This is a genomic window from Pantoea sp. B65 (assembly GCF_047308185.1).
Lineage (GTDB): Bacteria > Pseudomonadota > Gammaproteobacteria > Enterobacterales > Enterobacteriaceae > Erwinia.
The window spans coordinates 65,606-84,041 of sequence record NZ_JAHXPU010000020.1 but is presented as its reverse complement, the minus strand read 5'-3'; the positions used below and the strand labels follow the sequence as shown (position 1 = coordinate 84,041).

At 54.4% G+C, this 18,436-nt stretch carries 16 protein-coding genes and 1 pseudogene; 4 read left to right on the top strand and 13 right to left on the bottom strand.

What is annotated here, in order from left to right; genetic code table 11:
- Positions 1–98: 98 nt before the first annotated feature.
- Positions 99–965, bottom strand: coding sequence for an oxidoreductase (locus JWF83_RS09180; protein ID WP_413649898.1), 867 nt, complete (start codon positions 963–965; stop codon positions 99–101).
- Between the two features lie 96 nt (positions 966–1,061).
- Between JWF83_RS09180 and JWF83_RS09175 the strand changes: the two genes are divergently transcribed.
- Positions 1,062–1,982 carry a LysR family transcriptional regulator gene (locus JWF83_RS09175; RefSeq protein ID WP_413649897.1) on the top strand — a complete coding sequence of 307 codons (921 nt, stop codon included), beginning with the start codon at positions 1,062–1,064 and terminating at the stop codon, positions 1,980–1,982.
- Here the strand turns inward: JWF83_RS09175 and JWF83_RS09170 are convergent.
- Positions 1,979–2,890, bottom strand: a complete 912-nt coding sequence (locus JWF83_RS09170) for an AraC family transcriptional regulator (protein ID WP_413649962.1) — start codon at positions 2,888–2,890, stop codon at positions 1,979–1,981. The genes JWF83_RS09175 and JWF83_RS09170 overlap by 4 nt on opposite strands.
- Positions 2,891–3,016: 126 nt before the next feature.
- On the opposite strand from JWF83_RS09170, the gene JWF83_RS09165 reads away from it, so the two are divergent.
- Positions 3,017–3,901 (top strand): SDR family oxidoreductase, encoded by an 885-nt coding sequence (locus JWF83_RS09165; RefSeq protein ID WP_413649896.1) that lies wholly within the window; start codon positions 3,017–3,019, stop codon positions 3,899–3,901.
- Between the two features lie 79 nt (positions 3,902–3,980).
- The gene (gene corA / locus JWF83_RS09160) at positions 3,981–4,949 is read left to right on the top strand and encodes a magnesium/cobalt transporter CorA (protein WP_413649895.1); all 969 of its coding nucleotides are present in this window, start codon (positions 3,981–3,983) and stop codon (positions 4,947–4,949) included.
- A 96-nt stretch (positions 4,950–5,045) separates the two neighbouring features.
- On the opposite strand, the gene JWF83_RS09155 is transcribed toward corA, so the two are convergent.
- The 4 genes from JWF83_RS09155 to JWF83_RS09140 form a co-directional block, all read right to left on the bottom strand.
- Positions 5,046–5,825 (bottom strand): MipA/OmpV family protein, encoded by a 780-nt coding sequence (locus JWF83_RS09155; RefSeq protein WP_413649894.1) that lies wholly within the window; start codon positions 5,823–5,825, stop codon positions 5,046–5,048.
- Between the two features lie 123 nt (positions 5,826–5,948).
- Positions 5,949–7,217, bottom strand: coding sequence for an ATP-binding protein (locus JWF83_RS09150; protein ID WP_413649893.1), 1,269 nt, complete (start codon positions 7,215–7,217; stop codon positions 5,949–5,951).
- 24 nt (positions 7,218–7,241) lie between these two features.
- The gene (locus tag JWF83_RS09145; protein WP_413649892.1) at positions 7,242–7,976 is read right to left on the bottom strand and encodes a response regulator; all 735 of its coding nucleotides are present in this window, start codon (positions 7,974–7,976) and stop codon (positions 7,242–7,244) included.
- A gap of 34 nt (positions 7,977–8,010) precedes the next feature.
- Positions 8,011–8,382, bottom strand: a complete 372-nt coding sequence (locus JWF83_RS09140; RefSeq protein ID WP_413649891.1) for a hypothetical protein — start codon at positions 8,380–8,382, stop codon at positions 8,011–8,013.
- 26 nt (positions 8,383–8,408) lie between these two features.
- Here JWF83_RS09140 and JWF83_RS09135 point away from each other — a divergent pair.
- Positions 8,409–8,621 (top strand): annotated as a pseudogene (locus tag JWF83_RS09135) (SPASM domain-containing protein); the annotation flags it as partial.
- Positions 8,622–8,825: 204 nt separating this feature from the next.
- On the opposite strand, the gene JWF83_RS09130 reads toward JWF83_RS09135, so the two are convergent.
- From JWF83_RS09130 to JWF83_RS09100, 7 genes are all read right to left on the bottom strand, one after another.
- Entirely contained in the window at positions 8,826–10,982 is a 2,157-nt protein-coding gene (locus JWF83_RS09130; protein WP_413649961.1) for a FepA family TonB-dependent siderophore receptor, read from the bottom strand.
- 463 nt (positions 10,983–11,445) lie between these two features.
- Positions 11,446–12,474 carry an NADH oxidoreductase gene (gene hcr, locus JWF83_RS09125; protein ID WP_413649890.1) on the bottom strand — a complete coding sequence of 343 codons (1,029 nt, stop codon included), beginning with the start codon at positions 12,472–12,474 and terminating at the stop codon, positions 11,446–11,448.
- 4 nt (positions 12,475–12,478) lie between these two features.
- Complete coding sequence (gene hcp, locus JWF83_RS09120; protein WP_413649889.1) at positions 12,479–14,131, bottom strand: hydroxylamine reductase; 1,653 nt, start codon at positions 14,129–14,131, stop codon at positions 12,479–12,481.
- 232 nt (positions 14,132–14,363) lie between these two features.
- Positions 14,364–15,512, bottom strand: a complete 1,149-nt coding sequence (fucO, locus tag JWF83_RS09115) for a lactaldehyde reductase (RefSeq protein WP_413649888.1) — start codon at positions 15,510–15,512, stop codon at positions 14,364–14,366.
- A 430-nt stretch (positions 15,513–15,942) separates the two neighbouring features.
- On the bottom strand, positions 15,943–16,248 hold the full coding sequence (gene cbpM / locus JWF83_RS09110; RefSeq protein WP_413649887.1) for a chaperone modulator CbpM: 306 nt from the start codon (positions 16,246–16,248) through the stop codon (positions 15,943–15,945).
- Complete coding sequence (cbpA, locus tag JWF83_RS09105; RefSeq protein WP_413649886.1) at positions 16,248–17,162, bottom strand: curved DNA-binding protein; 915 nt, start codon at positions 17,160–17,162, stop codon at positions 16,248–16,250. Before cbpA ends, cbpM begins: the two co-directional genes overlap by 1 nt.
- A gap of 235 nt (positions 17,163–17,397) precedes the next feature.
- Positions 17,398–18,324: a substrate-binding domain-containing protein gene (locus tag JWF83_RS09100; RefSeq protein WP_413649885.1), complete on the bottom strand. Its 927-nt coding sequence runs from the start codon at positions 18,322–18,324 to the stop codon at positions 17,398–17,400.
- Between the last annotated feature and the right edge of the window lie 112 nt (positions 18,325–18,436).

The window sequence follows — 18,436 nt, the reverse complement described above, 5'->3', positions numbered from 1 at the left end:
TTGCTTTTATCCCGTTAGCAGCCTGGCGATAGCTGTTAGCGGAGAATGCCCTGACGGGCTTGCGGCACTCAGCGGGTTCAGCTAATCACAGACCCTTATTACGATCCCTGACCAATCGCATTGAGCCTGTCCAGCATCTCTGCCGGCAGCGTCAGTCGGACGCTGGCAAGATTCTCCTGTAAATGTTGTGGTGATGAGGTGCCCGGGATCAGCATAATATTAGGCGCCCGCTGCAGCAGCCAGGCGAGCGCCACCTGCATCGGCGTCGCTCCGAGCAGTTGTGCAATCTGGTTTAATGCGTCTGACTGTAGCGGAGTGAAGCCACCGAGCGGGAAAAATGGCACCCAGGCGATACCCTGGGCAGCCAGTTGATCGACCAGGGCATCGTCGCGGCGATTCACCAGGTTATAGAGATTCTGCACGCAGGCAATCGGGGTAATTTTTTGCGCATCGCTAATCTGCTTTGCCGTGACATTGCTCAGGCCAATATGGCGAATCAGGCCGCGTGCCTGTAGCTTTAGCAGGGTTTCCAGCGGCGCATCCAGCGATCCTTCTGCCGGCTGATGGGTATCAAACATACTGCGCAAATTCACCACCTCCAGTACCTCCAGCCCGAGGTTGCGCAGGTTATCCTCCACCGCGCGCGTCAGCTCGTCGGCACTGAATGCCGGTAACCAGTTACCCTGCCCGTCACGCCTCGCGCCGATTTTGGTTACGATGCATAAATCATCAGGATAAGGATAGAGAGCCTTTTTAATCAGCTGGTTAGTCACATGCGGCCCATAAAAATCACTGGTGTCGATATGACGTACGCCGGCGGCGATGGCATCACGCAACACCTGAATCGCCCGTGCTTCGTCTGCTGGCGGGCCAAAAACGCCGGGACCGGCCAGCTGCATGGCGCCGAAACCGATACGACCCGGCTGATAGTCGCCGAGCCGATATGTAAGGATGGGTTGAGACATGGGGCACCTCCTGAGTGAGTGAACCCTGATTGTATCAGGCTGAGTGCTGTGCAATTATCTGGCTGAATGACGACAAACTGTACGGAGTACCGGACAATGAAACTGGATATTGCACTGCTTCATGCCGTGGTTGCGGTGGCTAAAGCCGGCGGTTTTCGCGAGGCGGCGCGGGTAACCGGCAGCAATCCTTCGCGTCTGAGCGATGCCGTACGACGGGCAGAGCAGCAGTTGGGCGTGCGTTTGTTTCACCGCACAACGCGCACCGTAGTGCTGACTGAAGTGGGCCGGGGGCTGATGGAACGTCTGCTGCCGGCGATGAACGAAGTGGATGCGGCGCTGGATGCCATCAATCGTTATCGTGATACGCCAGCCGGGACGCTGCGGTTGAATGTCCCGGTCAGTGCTGCGCGCCTGGTGCTTCCCGCCATCGTACCGGCCTTTCTGCAACGCTACCCGGATATTCAGCTGGAAGTGGTGGCGGAAAGCAATGTACAGGATGTGTTCCGTGAGGGCTGCGATGCGGGTATCCGCTATGATGAGTGTCTGGAACAGGATGTGATCGCGCTACCGATTGGGCCGCGACAGCAGCGCTTTGCGGTGGCTGCCGCGCCCGCCTATCTCGACCGCTATGGCCGGCCTGAGCATCCGCGTGAACTGATACAACATCGCTGTATTCGCGGACGTTATGCCAGCGGCGTGATGCCGGAGTGGGAGTTTGAGCAGGCAGGCGAAGTGGTGCGCGTACAGACCAGCGGGCCGCTGGTGGTGAGTATTGGCAGCGCGGTGGATCTCGCGGTGGCAACGGCGATTGCCGGTGGCGGCGTCATCTATCTGTTTGAAGAGTGGCTGCGTCCGGCAATCGACAACGGTCAGCTGGAAGCCATTCTGACCCCCTGGTGGCAATACTTTTCCGGGCCATACCTCTACTACCCCGATCGTCGTCTGATCCCGGCGCCGCTGCGGGCATTTATTGATTTTGTTCGCGAACATCATCCGGGTGGACATAGCGCCGGTTAAGCGCGGGGCTGGCGACTGTACTGTCCGGGTGAACAACCGGTGATGCGTTTAAAAGCCTTACCAAACGCACTTTCGGATTCGTAACCCAGCGAATTGGCGATACGCGGCATTGATTCGCGTGAATTTTTCAGCCGGTCGCAGGCCAGCAGCATGCGCCAGCGAGTCAGGTACTCAATCGGTGAACTGCCCACCGTCTCCCGGAAACGCAGGGCAAAACGCGATCGCGACATACCGCTACGCTGCGCCAGTTTCTGTAACGTCCATTTATGCCCCGGGTCATCATGAATGCAGGCGAGTGCGCGGCTCAGCTGTTTATCCGCCAGCGCAAACAGCCAGCCGACGCCACGGTTCGCGCCATTAGTCAGGTGCAGGCGCAGCGCCTGCACCAGCATCATGCTGGCAAGCTGCCGGGCAATCAAAGAGCTACCCGGCTGCGGGTGACGAACCTCTTCCGCCATGCGTTCGAGGGACCAGCGCATTGCTGCCCGGTCCGACTCCTGGCGAATATGCATAATCGCAGGCAGCGACCCCAGCAGCAGATCGGCATGGTGGCCGCTAAGGATAAAGTGACCGCCGACAAGAAAACAGCCCTCGTTATCTCCGGCGGCAGGCGCAGTGGCCACGCCTTTGCCGGCGCGCAGCACCGCGAAGTCGACCGGCGTTGCCGACAGGTCGGTGGTCAGACAGAACGGCGGCCCCGGCGGCAGCAGGTAGCAGTCACCGGCGCTCAGCAGTAGCGGATCCGCGATGCCCTCCACCGATAGCCAGCACTGGCCTGAGACCACTGCATAGCATTTAATCCCTTCATGTTGCGGCCACTGAATCGCCATCTGGCGGCTTAGCGCCACTCCCCCCGATACGTAGCTGCGGGGTTTCAGCAAAGACAATAAATCTGACAGGGGATCCATCATATCTCCGGACGATCGAACCAGAATCAGGGACTATACCGCATTGTTCGTATCGCCGACAGACTCTACAGTAAGTGTCACCGGACTGTGACCGCAGCCCTAAACCGAGAGAAGGGAGATGTAAATATGCGTATTTTTGTTACCGGCGCTACCGGCTTTATTGGTTCGGTGATTGTTCGCGAACTGATCGCCGCTGGCCATCAGGTACTGGGTCTGACCCGTTCGGAAGCCGGGGCGCGGTCGCTTGCCGCCGCTGGCGCAGAAGCGCACTACGGCAATATTGAGAACCCCGATAGTCTGCAACGTGGCGCCGCCCGGGCCGATGGCGTTATCCATACCGCTTTTAATCACGATTTTTCGCAGTTCGAGCAGAACTGCGAAAATGACAGGCTGGCGATTATGGCTCTGGGGAATGCGCTGCAGGGATCCAACCGCCCGTTGATCATTACCTCCGGCACCGGTATGGGAGCGATGGAGTCCGGGCAACTGGCCAGCGAAGATCTGTTTAATCCTCAGCATGCGAATCCGCGCACTGCCTCAGAATTAGCCGGAGCGGCGCTGACAGATCGCGGTATCAACCTGTCAGTCGTGCGTCTGCCGCAGGTCCACAATACCGTTAAACAGGGCCTGATCAGCCCGTTGATCGAACTGGCGCGCGCACAAGGTGTTTCCGCCTATGTCGGGGATGGCGCTAATCGCTGGCCGGCGGTGCATATCAGTGATGCCGCCCGTCTCTATGTGCTGGCCCTTGAGAAGCAGGCGGCGGGAAGCCGGTACCACGCAGTGGCGGAAGAAGGTATCGCGTTTCATACCATCGCGGAAGTGATTGGTCGCGGTCTGCAGGTCCCGGTGCAACCGATTGCGGCGGCGGATGCCCGCGCCCACTTCGGCTGGCTCAGTGCCTTTGCCGGTTATGATATGCCGGCATCCGGCACGCTGACGCAACAGCGACTGGCATGGCGTCCGCAGGGGCCGGGATTAATCGCCGATCTTGAACAGATGCGCTACTGACCAGCGGTTTTTGCGGATTGCTATTCCTCTGCCGATTCTCTGCTATGCTGCAAGTCCGGTAATAACAGGACTGGAATCAATGATTGTAAACAGCATGGTTTATCGCGCTGGCCGACGCGATGGTGTGGTTGATATTGAGGATATCAGCGAAGTAGTCAGCGACCCGCATGCCTTTATCTGGCTCGGTTTATGGCAACCGGAAGCCGAATTTATGCAAAAAATCCAGCAGGAGTTTGGCCTGCACGATCTGGCGATTGAAGATGCGCTGACCGCCCATCAGCGCACCAAGATTGAGCACTACGGCGATTCGGTTTTTATTGTGGCGAAGACGGCGCGTGAAGCCCAGGATGGCGAGATCAACTTTGGTGAAACACATATTTTTGTCGGTAAAAACTTTCTGATTACCATCCGGCACGGCGCCTCTGACAGCTACGCGCCGATTCGGCAACGCGCTGAAGAAAATCCGGAAATGCTGGCCATGGGGCCTGGCTATGCGCTGTATTGTATTCTGGATTTTATTGTCGATAACTATGCCGGGCTCACCCTGTCGCTGGGTAATAAAATCAGCGAAATCGAAGAGGCGATGTTCCGCAGTGAGTTTGATAAAAATGCCCTGCAGATGGTCTATTCCCTGCGCCGCCATCTGCTGGCGCTACGTAACGCTGCCATGCCGGTCAGTGAAATCTGTTCCCAACTGATCCGGTTGCATGAAGAGGTGATTCCGAAGCCCTTAAAAGCCTATATTCGCGATGTCGAGGATCATGCCAGCCATGTGGTGATTGATGCTGATGATATGCGTGAAATGCTGACCAGCGCCATGCATGTCAATCTGGCACTGGTGACGGTCCAGCAGAACGAAGTGGTCAAAAAGTTAGCCGGCTGGGGCGCCATCCTTGTCGTCCCGACGGTGGTGTTCAGTATGTACGGGATGAATTTTGACCATATGCCCGAACTGCATTCGCAATATGGCTACCCGCTGGCGCTGGCCGGAACGCTGGCAGCCTGCGTCTGGCTCTGGGGAAAACTGCGCCGCACCGGCTGGATATAATGCTGCCCGGTCAGGACGCCCTTCGGTGCGCAACCGCCGTCGGCGACGCAGCAGCATCCCCGTCAGGCTGGCGTAAGTAATATTCAGCGCGCCATCTCAGAAATGCCAGGCGACAAACAGTCCATAATCATACTGGGCGGAACGTTGCGTTATCGGGCTGTCTGCGGCATGTTTTTCCAGTTGTCCGGCGCTGGCTTTCACCCCTGCCATCCACGAGGCGTTAAACTGGTAATCCATTCCCAATTCCATGGCAACTTTTTCCAGACCGGCGCCGGCATCATAGCGTTGCAGACCACTGCGCGCGGCCTGCTCTGCCGTTACGCCGTACTGGGTCTGCATATAATCGCCATCGCCCCAGCTTAACGCCGGACCGGCATACAGGCGGATACTGTCCGAAGGATGCCATTGCAGGTGAGCATAGCTGGTCAGTCGGAATCCCTGATCATTACCGCCAACGTCCTGCGACAGCGTTACCCCGCCGCGAAAGCGCTCATTATGATAACTCCCGGACAAAAAGGCGCGCGGCGTGACATCAATATCCCCCAGCCCGTTTAAATGTGGATCGTCGGACTGCTGGCGCGGAAACAGATCGCTGCCGACGCCAACGGCCAGCGTCCAGTTCTGGTTATCAACAGCGTTCCAGCCAGCTGCGGCGAGATTATCGATACCACCAATAAAAAATGCGCCATATTGCAGCTTTAACACCGGCCGGAAAGCAATGTCACTCTCTTTTGCCCCAGCATAGCTGGGCTTACTCCCTACTCCACCACCCACTAATCCGCTCAGCTCGCTGCTATTATCATCAGCCCAGGCAGAGAAAGAAACCGCAGAAACAATCAGAATGCCGGTCAGGGCTTTTGTTGTGGCGAAACGCATTAAAAAATATCCTCATGGTTACAGGCAGATCCCATTCATCCGGGATCCATTGAAACAGCCCGCTGTAACCACGCCTTTTACTTCAGGTAAAGTTTTGTAACTGAAATGAGAATAATGATTACGCTACTGCGCTGCCACCAGCGGTATGCGCACGCAAAAACCCGCGCCACCCGCACGGCGGTTATAGCTCCATGCGCTGCCGCCGTGGTAAACGGCGATCGATTTGACCAGCGCCAGCCCAAGACCGGTGCCACTCTGCCCCGGATTTAGCCGGTAGAAGGGGGTAAAGATACGTTCCAGCTCGGTCTCAGGAATGCCGACGCCGCGATCGCAGACCTGGAAAAGAAAATAGTCCGCGCTCCCGCCACGCAGGCTGACCGTCACCTCACCGCCGCCATGCCGGAGCGCATTGTCGATCAGATTGCGCATTAAACGGCGCAGCAGGCGTGGATTAACCCAGCCCAAAATATGCCTGGCCGTCAGGCTCACCTCCGCACTGGCGCACTCTTCGGCCGCGATGGCAGTGATATCGCTATAACAAAAATCTTTACTGTCAGCGCTGGCCATCTCAAGGCGGCTCATGGTGAGAATCTCCTCAACCAGCTCATTCAGTTCCGCCACGCTACGCTGCATTTCCCGCCGGGCCGGTGAGTCTTCTGCCGCCAGCAGCGTCGACGCCATCTGGATACGCGCCAGCGGCGAACGTAATTCATGCGATGCATTCGCCAGCATATTTTTATGGGCATACACCAGCGCCTCGATCTGCGCGGCGGAACGGTTAAAACTGGCGGCCAGCTGGCCGACTTCATCATTACCGCTTACCGCGACGCGGGAAGCCAGATTGCCTTTCCCCAGCGAGACCACACTGTTCTGCAACGATTCTAAACGAGCGGTAAGACGGCGGATCACCGGAAATGAGACTAACGCCACGGCACAGGCCAGCACCAACAGCAGCAGAATAAAAAACCACGGCCGTTTCGCCCGATCGGTACTGAACTGCAGCACCAGAACCCGTTTATCCTGTAGCAGCCAGACAAAGCGCGTTTCATACCGGTCATCGAAGTTGCCTCCCGGCACAATCCGCTGAGGATAAGGCAGCGGTGGCGTAAGCGGACGGCTCAGCAACTGCCCGTTAGCATTAAACAGCGCAAAACGGGTCTTGGTCCGCTTCATCCAGTCATCAATAGCGGCTGACTGGACGGGTATTGCGGCGCTGGCGGGCGGCAGGTTTTCTTCCATCATGCTACTAAAGGTGGCCATGGCGCTCAGATGACGCTGATTGCCATCCAGCCAGAACCAGATAATGATCGTGAAAAACACCACCATAAATATCGCGCCGGTGACGGCAAAAAATATCTGCAGATACATCGGAAAATCAGTTATTTTTTTCACGCCCGCCCCCTTGCCGGCGCGGGTTTATTCCTGCGGCAGGCGCGAGAAAACATAACCAATGCCCCTTACGGTAATAATTTGTTTGGGGGTGCGCGGATCGTCTTCGATCGCCTGACGAATACGACCGATATGCACATCAATGGCGCGGTCAAAGCTCTCATAGGCTTCACCGCGTATCGACTGCCACAGTTGATCACGATTGAGTACCCGTCCGGCATTGCGTGCCAGAGTCAGGAGTAAATCAAACTGCAGCGCGGTCAGGGGGCAGTTTTTCTGGCGCAGCGTTACCGTGCGTGCGGCAGTGTTAATCTCTAACGGACCGGAGCGGATCAGCATCCCGCTGCTGTCGGCGGTCTGCTGTTTTACCATGCGGCGCAACACCGCGCGGATACGCGCCAGCAGCTCGCGCGGTTCAAACGGTTTCGGCAGATAATCATCAGCACCGATTTCCAGCCCGATAATTCTGTCGGTGGGATCGCCGCGCCCGGTGACCATAATAATCGCCGGGTCATCCTCGCAACTGGTGCGAATGTAACGGCAGACATCAAGCCCGTCAGCATCGCCCAGCATCAGATCGAGCAGAATAAGATCAAATTTGCGCTTATTTAGCGCGTCTTTCGCATGACGGGCATTCTGGCTGTGCACGATATCGAATCCGTAAGGTGCCAGATAAGGCACAATCATCTGAGCCAGCCTGACATCGTCTTCTACCAGTAGTATTGATGACCCTGAATGGGGGGTTTTAAGCATATCCGACATGTTATTGTGCCATGATCCTGATCAGCGCGACAGACTATGCCTTTTGACACAGAATGTGCGGATACGTTCCGGCTGCTGTCGCAGAAAAGGGATTTATCACCCGCCGCTGGCTTAGTTTGTCAGCGATGGCCGAAAGCGCGCTGCAAAGCAGATAATACATGGCGCGCCGGCGTGCAGAGTGGCGATCGTCGGCAACATCCTGCGCTGAGGTTTGCGGCAGATCGATCTCCTCCGGCTTAAATCTGTCGAGGTAGCGCCGGGGAATGGTAAAAGGATCGTGCGGATGGGTTAGCGACAGTAGCAGCAAAAATGGTTGTTCGTCCGGGCTGCGCGCCGCGTCGTACAGGCGCTGACGCGCCAGAAATAGCGCTTCATCATCAAAATCAGCTGGTTGGTCCGTACGCACTCGCCGGCATCCAGTAAAACGGCGATATTTACAGCTGCGACCATTTTGTCTCACCAGAGCACCGACTGGGTAATATTGTTTCCAGCCCGCCGGACCGGCTGGCGGGCAGCCGGCAGCAACGTCAGTTCAGCGCGCGCAAAGTACCGCATGCGCCGCGCTGTCAGCAGTGCGAGTATCGTTTTGTCTGTCAGGGGGGATGTCCAAAACATCGCATCATCCCCGATGGCAAACATCAGCGAAACTACCTGTGCAGCGGTTATCATGCATTTTTCAGCCACGCCGCACCGTATATGGCGTGGATGGCGCAGCAACTGGCGCAACAGCGGCCACCAGCCGGGGTGATGGCGGTGGCGCCATTTATTGCGGCGCAGCAGCGATAAGCTGATACTCCGGCCTGAGGGTGGCGCCGTCAGGTCGGAGTGTCGCAAAGCCCCGCCGTGGGATCAGAACGAGGTGGTGACACCGGCATAATATGCGCGGCCTGGTTCGTTATAGGTTGAAGCCCCGTCGTTTTCACGGTAGATCCGTTTATCAAGCAGGTTACTGACGCCCAGATTGAAACGTAAGTTTTTATTCACCTGATAGTTAGTACTCAGGCCCAGCACCGAGTAGGCCGCCACTTCGGTATCAGACATACTGCTGGCTTCTTTACGGATCTCTGCGGTAGTACGCGGTTTTTGACGTCCATACAGCGTCCAGCTCAGACTGGTCGACAGTTTATCGGTGACCTGCCAGTCCAGCATGGTATTGACAGTGTATTTCGGGATCAGTGAAAGCGGGTTACCGGTCGATTTATACTTTGAGGTGAACATATAAGTCGCATTGGTACGCCAGTTAAGCCGATCGGTAATCAATGGCACCGTCAGGTTACCTTCCAGCCCCTGGGTCAGCGCTTTACCGCCGTTCTCCCAGCGATAGATATTATAGGTGGAGGAATAATAGCTGCTGGTCACATCCAGCGTGCCGAGTGAATCGGTGCCGGCGACGATTTTATTCTGATAGTCATTGCGGAAGTAAGTCAGTCCGGCCGCATAGTCATTTTTTGCCCATTGCAGGCCAATCTCTTTGTTAACGCTGACTTCCGGATTGAGATCGCTGTTGCCAACCAAATAGCAGCCGCCGCTACTGCCCACCGCACAACCGTTACCGCTACTGGCCAGCAGATAACCTTCGCTGGACTGATAGAGGTTTGGCGCTTTAAACACCCTGGCAATACCGGCCTTCAGGGTAAAGTCATCACCCAGCGCCTGAGAAAAGTTCAGACTCGGACTCCAGTTGCTGCCAAATCTGTCGCTATAATCGAACCGCAGACCAGGGATAATCGTGGTGCCATCAAAGGCATCAATGGTGTCTTCCAGATAGAGACCGCTCAGTTCCTGACTGTTTTTACTGCTGCGCTGTGAAGGATCCCCGGAGACACCGGCGATATCGTAGCCGGTCGCATCGGTATCCTGCATTGAAGCCGGATCGTTCAGCTCTTCGCGGTTCCATTCCGCGCCAACGGTTAAGGTATTATCCACCATCAGGGTAAACGGAATGGTGAATTCATTACTGATGTGATAAGCCTTATAGCGACTGGTCGAGTAGCTGTCATCATCGATCATGCCTTCAACTTTACCGGTGGAGCCTTCCGCCATACGCGTATTGTTGGTCTTCTCATAGCTCAGGTTAAGTTTCGACTGGCCCCAGTCCCAGATACCGTTATGGGTTACCCCCCATGACTGACGATACATACGGTTCGTTTCCTGGCCATACAGCGTCGGAACCAGCGTACTGATATTGCTATTACTGTATTGAGTATCACCGGCATAAATATTGCCCTGACGGCTGTAACTGTAATTGAAATCAAGATACTGCTGCGGATTAATTTTCCACTCCACCATGGCATTAATATCCCGATTTCTTACCCCTTCACGCCCTGCTGCATAGGCGCCATTTTCATCGGTATTAATATTATAGGCATCGGCATCGGTTTTATTGATATTGCCGTACAAGCGCATAGTTAACACATCATCAATCAGCGGGCCACTCAGACTGAAGTTCATGCGCTTCGTGGCACCCTCATCTTTATCTTCCGGCTGATTGGTATAAAGTGACAGCGAACCATGCCAGTCATTGGTCGGGCGTTTAGTCACAATATTCACCACCCCACCCATGGCCCCGGAGCCATAGTGCGCAGCAGCGGGACCGCGCAGCACATCAATATGGTCAACCATTTCCGGCGGAACCCAGTTGGTGTCGCCGCGGGTGTCGCGCTCGCCGGTCCGGCTGTAGCGCACCGCATCACGAGAGGTTACCGGATTACCGTCAATCAGGATCAGGGTATTTTCTGGGCCCATACCGCGAATATCAATTTGACGGTTATTACCGCGACTACCGGTGGCGCTGTTTCCGGTTAAATTAACCCCCGGCATTTTACGGATAATATCGGACAGATCATTTACCGGCGGATTGTTTTCAATATCCTGTTTCGTGATCAGCGAAGCGCCCGGTTGCTGCTTAAGAATATTTTCAGCTTTCGCTGTGACCACCATATCCTCTTCATTGGTCGGATTCTGTGTGGCCGGGGCCTTTGATTGTCCGTGTCTTGCCGACTTCATCGGCGCAATCGCGTCGCTTTTTTTTTCGTGAATCTTCAGAACGTCATTATCCGTTACCGTTTCAGCGGCAAGCGTACTGGTGCTGTAGCTACCCGCAATAACCAGGCCAATTATGCTGGCCAGCGTTGTTTTCCGACAGTCAAAATAAGACATACAGTTACACCCTGTTATTAATAAACACACACATAAATGATATTGATAATAATTATCATAATTAATCTCATTTGTGTTTATTTGGTCTTACTTTGACTTATTCTCTTTGCTTCAATTACATGTATTGTGAGTAATATGACATAAAGCGATCGATTACTTAACGTCGCTTCTGCCCCGCCATCGATGGCGATGCTGACGCTTTATGTTGCTGTGGATAGCGGTTGCATCATAAGAGAGCGGTATTTATTCGCGCGGGAATGTCGGAGAAGCTGCCTGCGCAGACGGCAAAAAGTTCTGCGCAGGCAGCAGGTTAAGCAATGGTCACGTCGCCCTCAAGCTGACAGCTGCACGCCAGAACATATCCCCCGGCGATCTCTGCGGCGCTGAGGGTCATGGTGCTGGTGGTTTGATACTTGCCAGAAATAACCCGCGTTTTACAACTGCCGCATACCCCGGCGCGGCAGGCGGCGGTCACCGGTAACTGGTGCTGTTCCATGGCGGCCAATAATGTAGCCCCCACCGGGACACGATAATTCCCCAGCGGCGTCAGGCGAGTCAGGGTGAGTTCAGCATCCGTGGAAATTGACTCAGCCACCGTCTGGAACTGCTCTTTGATAATGTTTTGCGCTGCCGCACCCAGTTCTGCCGCCCAGTTGCCGGCCAGTGTCATATAGGGTGCCGGGCCACAAATCATCACCCGACGCGCAGAGATATCCGGCACCTGACTTTGCAGAATATCCTGACTCAGGCGTCCGGCGATCTGGCCTGGCTGCGCATGCTGCTCGGCCAGTACCGTCAGCTTAAGCTGCGGATAACGCGCCGCCAGCCGTTGCCATTCCGCAGCAAAAATCACCTCCTGCGGGCTGCGTACACTGTAAAAAACCTGCACACTTTGCTGCGGATGGTGTGCCAGCACATCACGAGCAATCGACATGACCGGCGTAACGCCGCAGCCTGCCGCCAGCAGCAGCAAAGGCGGCTCGCCGCCTGAGGTTTCACAGACAAACTCGCCCTGAGCATCGGAGAGCCAGAGATAATCGCCAGCTTTAACCTGCTGCGTCAGCCAGCCAGAGCCGACGCCATCGCTGATATGACGCACTGTCAGGGTAATAAAACGGCTGATGCCGGGGGTGGAAGAGAGTGTATAAGCACGCAGTACCTCCCCACTCTCGCCAATATTCACCAGCGCAAACTGGCCGGGGCGATAACTGTACAGATCATGATTAATCAGCGATAACGTCCAGACATCAGGCGTTTCGCGTACCACAGAATAGACCTGCATACGGTTGTGACAGAGCGCCACCGGCTGGTCGGGGAACCGAGGAGGAATAGTCATCATTCGCTTACCCCAGCAGCATCGTTTTCAGATCTTGCTCAACCGAAGTGATGGCGCGCAGTCCGAATTTTTCATTCAGAATCGCCAGCAGATTATCGGTGAGGAAGGCAGGAGCGGTCGGGCCGGTCGCGATGTTTTTCACCCCCAGCGACAGGAGCGTCAGCAGGATCACTATGGCTTTTTGCTCAAACCACGATAATACCAGACTCAGCGGTAACTCATTGACGCCGCAACCCAGTTTTTCCGCCAGATTCACCGCCAGCATAATCGCGGAATAGGCATCGTTGCACTGACCCACATCCAGCAGACGCGGCAGACCTTCAAGCGTGCCAAAATCCAGTTTGTTAAAGCGATATTTGCCGCAGGCCAGCGTCATAATCAGGCAATCCTGCGGCACACTGAGCGCCAGGTCGGTGAAGTAGCTGCGCTCGCCGCGACTGCCATCACAACCACCTATCAGGAAGATATGGCGCAGTTTTTTACTTGCCACTAAATCAATCACCGTATCTGCCGCACTGAGTAAGGTCTGACGACCAAATCCAACGGTGATTTCATGTTCTATTTCGCTGTAACGGAAGCCCGGCAGTTGCAACGCCTGAGCGATGATCGGGGCAAAATCATCCCCTGCCAGATGTTGCACGCCCGGCCAGCCCACAATACTGCGGGTCCAGATACGGTCGCCATAATTGCCGACATTCGGGTCGATAATACAGTTGGAGGTCATCACGACCGGACCGGGGAATTTGGCAAACTCCACCTGCTGATTTTGCCAGCCACTGCCGTAATTACCGGCCAGATGCGGAAATTTTTTCAGTTCAGGATAACCATGAGCCGGCAGCATTTCGCCGTGGGTATAGATATTTATGCCGGTGCCGACGGTCTGCTCCAGCAGCATCTGCAAATCTTTCAGATCATGGCCTGAAATCAGGATCGCTTTGCCCGCCAGTGGACGGACATTAACGGCAGTGGGTTGCGGATGGCCATAGGCGTCAGTTTCACCTTTATCCAGAATCGCCATTACCGCAAAGTTCATTTTGCCGATCGCCAGCGCGTTTGCCAGCAACTCAGCCATATCGTCCGGCTGGGTGCCCAGCCATGCCATCAGACGATGGTATTCGGCGTAAATCGCGCTATCCGCCTGACCCAGCACATGTGCATGCTCCATATAGGCCGCAGCGCCTTTCAGCCCATACAGACACAGCATGCGCAGGCCATGAATATCGTCGCCGATCTGCGCTTTATCGCCGTTCAGGGCAAATTGCTGCGCTTGCTGTTGCAGTTCGCTAAGGTTATCGCTGACCAGTTGCAGCGCCGCCAGCGGATGGCTGACGCTGGCTTCCGCATCCAGCAGGCGACAACGCACCGCCAGCGCTTCGCGGTGCATAATGGCTTCACGCGCATAGGCGACAATACGGTTAGAATCGAAATTAACGTTGGTCAGGGTGGAGAAAAAGGCGCGTGGGCTAAAGCTGTCGATCTCTGCATCAACAATGCCGTAACCGCGTGCGGTTAGTGCCCAGGCGGATAATCCCTGTAACACCGCAACCAGTAAGTCCTGTAAATCAGAGGTTTCTGCCGTTTTTCCACACATACCCTGCGCATAAGCGCAGCCATTGCCCGCCGGGGTACGGACTGTCTGTTCACATTGCACACAAAACATAGTCTGATCCTTCCTTTTTAAGTTGCATTTAAAATGCATGTTATGGCCACAGACTATGACTGCCCGAAGCAGAAATGAATCAGTTTTTGACTCTAAGTGAAGCTAAGTTGATTTAGCGCAAGTTTTAGCGCCAGGCGACGGTTGGCAGAAAGCGGGGATCAGGAGGAGCGATAACGGAGTGTTTTGCCTGCCGATCCCGGTATGGCCTGTACGCCATACCGGGGCCCGGAGATTACAGTGCCGCGAGATACAACTGGCGCACCTCTTCCCGGGTTGCGCTACAAGGGTTGCATCCGGCGCAAGGATCATTCAGCGCATTATCAATCCAGCCTTCAATATCTTTCTCGCTGATACCCAGCTGACTGAATCCTGAGGGAATCGCCACCCTGGCAGAGAGCGCCCGTATGGCGTTAATCGCTGCGATACTGGCCTGCTCATCCGTCATTCTGAGGGTATCGACCCCCATTGCCGCAGCAATTCTGGCAAATCGGGGCTGGGCCACCGGCCGGTTAAAGTTTTCGACAATCGGCAACAGGATGGCGTTGCAGACGCCGTGGGGTAAATCGTGCGTTGCGCCGGGCTGGTGGGCAAGCGCATGGACCAGACCTAAACCTGCGCTGTTAAATGCCATACCCGCCAGATATTGACCATACGCCATCATTTCACGAGCTTGTAAATTCTGTCCGTTTGCAACCGCTTCCGGCAACCACTGGCTGATCAGCCGAATCGCCTCAAGGGCGTTTGCATCGGTGAGTGGATGGGCGCCAAGCGAAACATAGGCTTCGACGGCATGGGTCAGTGCATCCATACCGGTAGCGGCGGTGACGCTGGCCGGAATATTCAGCATGACACTGGCATCATCAACCGCAATATCAGGGATAATATTTGAGTCGATAATGACTTCTTTAATATTGCGTTCCGAATCAATAATCACCGCATTACTGGTCATCTCCGCCGCAGTACCGGCGGTGGTATTGATGGCCACCAGATGCACGCCAGGATGGGTCACTTTACCAATGCCAGCGTAATCGGTGGATGGGCCTGGATTTGCCGAAAGAATTTTAATTGCTTTAGCGGTATCAATCGGGCTGCCGCCGCCAAACGCAATAATATAATCACAGTCATTTTCCTTAAATGCGCTAAAACCACGCTGCACCAGCGCCTCTGTCGGATTAGGAAAGACGTGATCAAACAGATGATAATTAATACCACTGCCCTCCAGTGCGGAGAATAAACCATCCAGCAGCCCGAGGCGCACCAGTTGGCCATCTGTCACGATCAGGGCCTTACCCCAGTTTTTCCCTTTTACTATTTTGACCATATCGCCAATCGCACCGGCGCCATGGAGACTGATTTTAGGTAATGCTAATAAAAAGCTCATCTTAAACCCCTTAACTTTTCGCTCTGTGACTTAAAGCAATGGAATATCAAGAGTGCCGCCATCTCTCTGCTGGCGGTGGCGCTTTTGGTCGCTGATATTGGGTATTGAGCAGAGAAAAACGTCCGAAATAACGATTATTTCCGCAGACGCCGTTTCCCGTTACAAATATTAAAAATAAATTTAACAGATCAGAAACCTTTACTTGTCGTCAATCATCTATCGCTTTTGTCATCATCGACAATACGCTATGACAATACAGTGACCTGCGACCGTTATTTGATTTTCCAGCAATGGTATGGCGATAAGTTTATTGGGGCGCAGATGAAAACACCTTCTTTTTACTGACAACCTTTACCGCCAGCTGACCATATAACCAATATCGCCCCACTCTATTTCACAGATTAATTATCTGCTGCGCGTAACGCTATATTCAGGACGGGGTAACAAAACGTGACAAGCGCTGGTTTAACCGGCGATTTTCATTCTTCAGCCGCTCAATTTCCTCCAGCAGGGGCAGCGTGACCGCAATGCCGGGCCAGTCCAGCTCCAGCTCACGCCGCAGCTGCTGGCAACGATGGAAGGTGGAAAGCGCCCGATCGTCAAACAGCCACTCCCCGGCCGCCAGACTGCGCGGCTCTATCACCCCCAGCCCGACAATTTCCGTCAGTTCTTCTGCTGAAACGCCGGTATGCAGACAAAATTCCGTAATGGTAAAGGTTACGGTTAATTCAGCCATTATGCTTTCCCCCAATCCTGGCGCGCATCGAAGGCCGTATGAGCATCAGCCAACTGCTGCCACAATTCCGCAGTGTGTTTATCCGGCGCCGGCGGCATGACCACTTTAAGCACCGCATACAGATCGCCATGTTTACTCTTACTGACCAGTCCTTTCCCCTTAATGCGCATCCGCTGACCGGCCTGACTGCCGGCCGGAATGGTCAGCAGGATGCGGTCCTTCAGGGTCGGAACCGGGACTTTAGCGCCAAGAGCGGCTTCCCATGGCGCCACCGGCACAACCACTTCCAGATCGTGGCCGACAATATCAAATAAAGGATGGGGCGCAATATGCACGACCAGCCAGAGATCGCCGCTGGCGCCGCCGCCGCTCCCGGCAGTGCCCTGACCTTTCAGCCGAATACGCTCACCATCACCAACGCCGGCAGGAATTTTCACATTAAGTGTTTTGGTAATTTCCCGCTCCAGCTGGCCGAACGCGTTATATACCGGCTGACGGTACTGAATCGTTCGGGTTTGCTCTGCCAGCGTTTCTTCAAGAAATACCGCCACATCCAGTTCGATATCCTGGCCGCGTACCGCATGCCGCTGAGCAGAATGCCGCGCGCGTTCGGCAAAGATGGAAGAGAAGATATCGGAGAAGTCTTCAGCAGAGTGGGCATTACCGGTCCGGGCCTGACGGCCAGCGGGCGGATCGTTGCGATGCTGCCAAAGCTGGTCATACTCGGCGCGGCGTTCTGTATCTTTCAGCACCTCATAGGCTTCAGCGACTTCTCTGAACTGCGCCTCGGCGTTGGCCTCACTACTGACATCCGGGTGGTATTTTCGCGCCAGGCGTCGGTAGGCGGTCTTGATCGCTTTGAGGTCATCAGATGGCTTAACCCCTAAAATGGTATAATAATCCTTTAGTTCCATAACGTTATCATCTCATTTTTAATCGTTTTTCTGGGATATGACCGATCGCGTGTTTCGTGAACCTCTATCAATATAGAGCAGCTGCGGGGGATAAACTGGATAAAATGTGTCAACCGGTGAGAAAGATGCGCGAGAAATGCGCCGCTGACGGTGCAGCAGCAGCAAGTATCCGGCAAGAAAACCACCGGCCGGCGATAGTTGCATCAATATGCCCACCGGTGGGTGGGCACGCTAATTATTTACTGTTTTCACTGATAAAATTTTTATAATTTTCCGCAGTGATAACCTGGTACGGTACCCACGTATAGGTTTTCACCTGTTTCTTATCCAGTAACGACCGGGTTACCCGGACAGCACCAATTGCCTGGTTACGGGCATCCTGGAAGATAGTCAGGGCCATTTTACCACTCTGAACAAATCTTAGTCCGTCAGGCGTACCATCAATACCTGCGACTAAAATATCACTTTTGGTTTTCTGACTCAGCGCCTGAATCGCGCCTATCGCCATTTCATCATTGTTAGCCGCAATGGCATTTATTGGTGAACCGTCAAGCAGCCAGTTAGATACCACATCAACCGCTTCATTGCGCTGCCACTTTGCGGTTTGCTTTGAAATGACTTTCATATCTTTGTATTTTGCAATCACCGCCTCGACGGCGCGGGTCCGTTCGCGGGCCTCTTCGGTAGAAAGGGCGCCGATAAGAATGGCAACATTACCTTTATAATTCATCTTTTTGGCCAGCGCCTCCATTTGCATTTTACCGCCCAGCGCTGAATCAGAGCCAACATAGGCCATGTTTTTCCCCAGTGTGACCTCGGGTTTCCGGTTGACAAATACCAGCGGGATCCCGGCCTGACTGGCTGCCTTGATCATCGGCGCCACCCCCTGGGTATCCACCGGGTTGAGAATAATCGCATCAACCCCCTGATTAATAAAATCATCAACTTGCTGTACCTGTAGTGCGACATCGCCTTTAGCATCAACGAACTGCCCTTTCAGGTTTTGCTGGCCCAGCTCTTTTTCCATCTGCGCATGTAAAATTGAAATGAAATTAAGATCAAAATTTGCCAGTGCGATACCTACCTTCATCTCTTTGGCCTGCGCGGAGGCGATTAGTATGGCGAAAAATGCGGATACTATTATTGTGTTGATTAATTTCATATTTTTTACCTGTAGGTTGAGGATGGTTTTCTATCTATTTATAATAACGACGATCACTATGCTGCCTTGCATTGACTTTCCTTTATTCACTACTGATTCCATACCCGCAGGT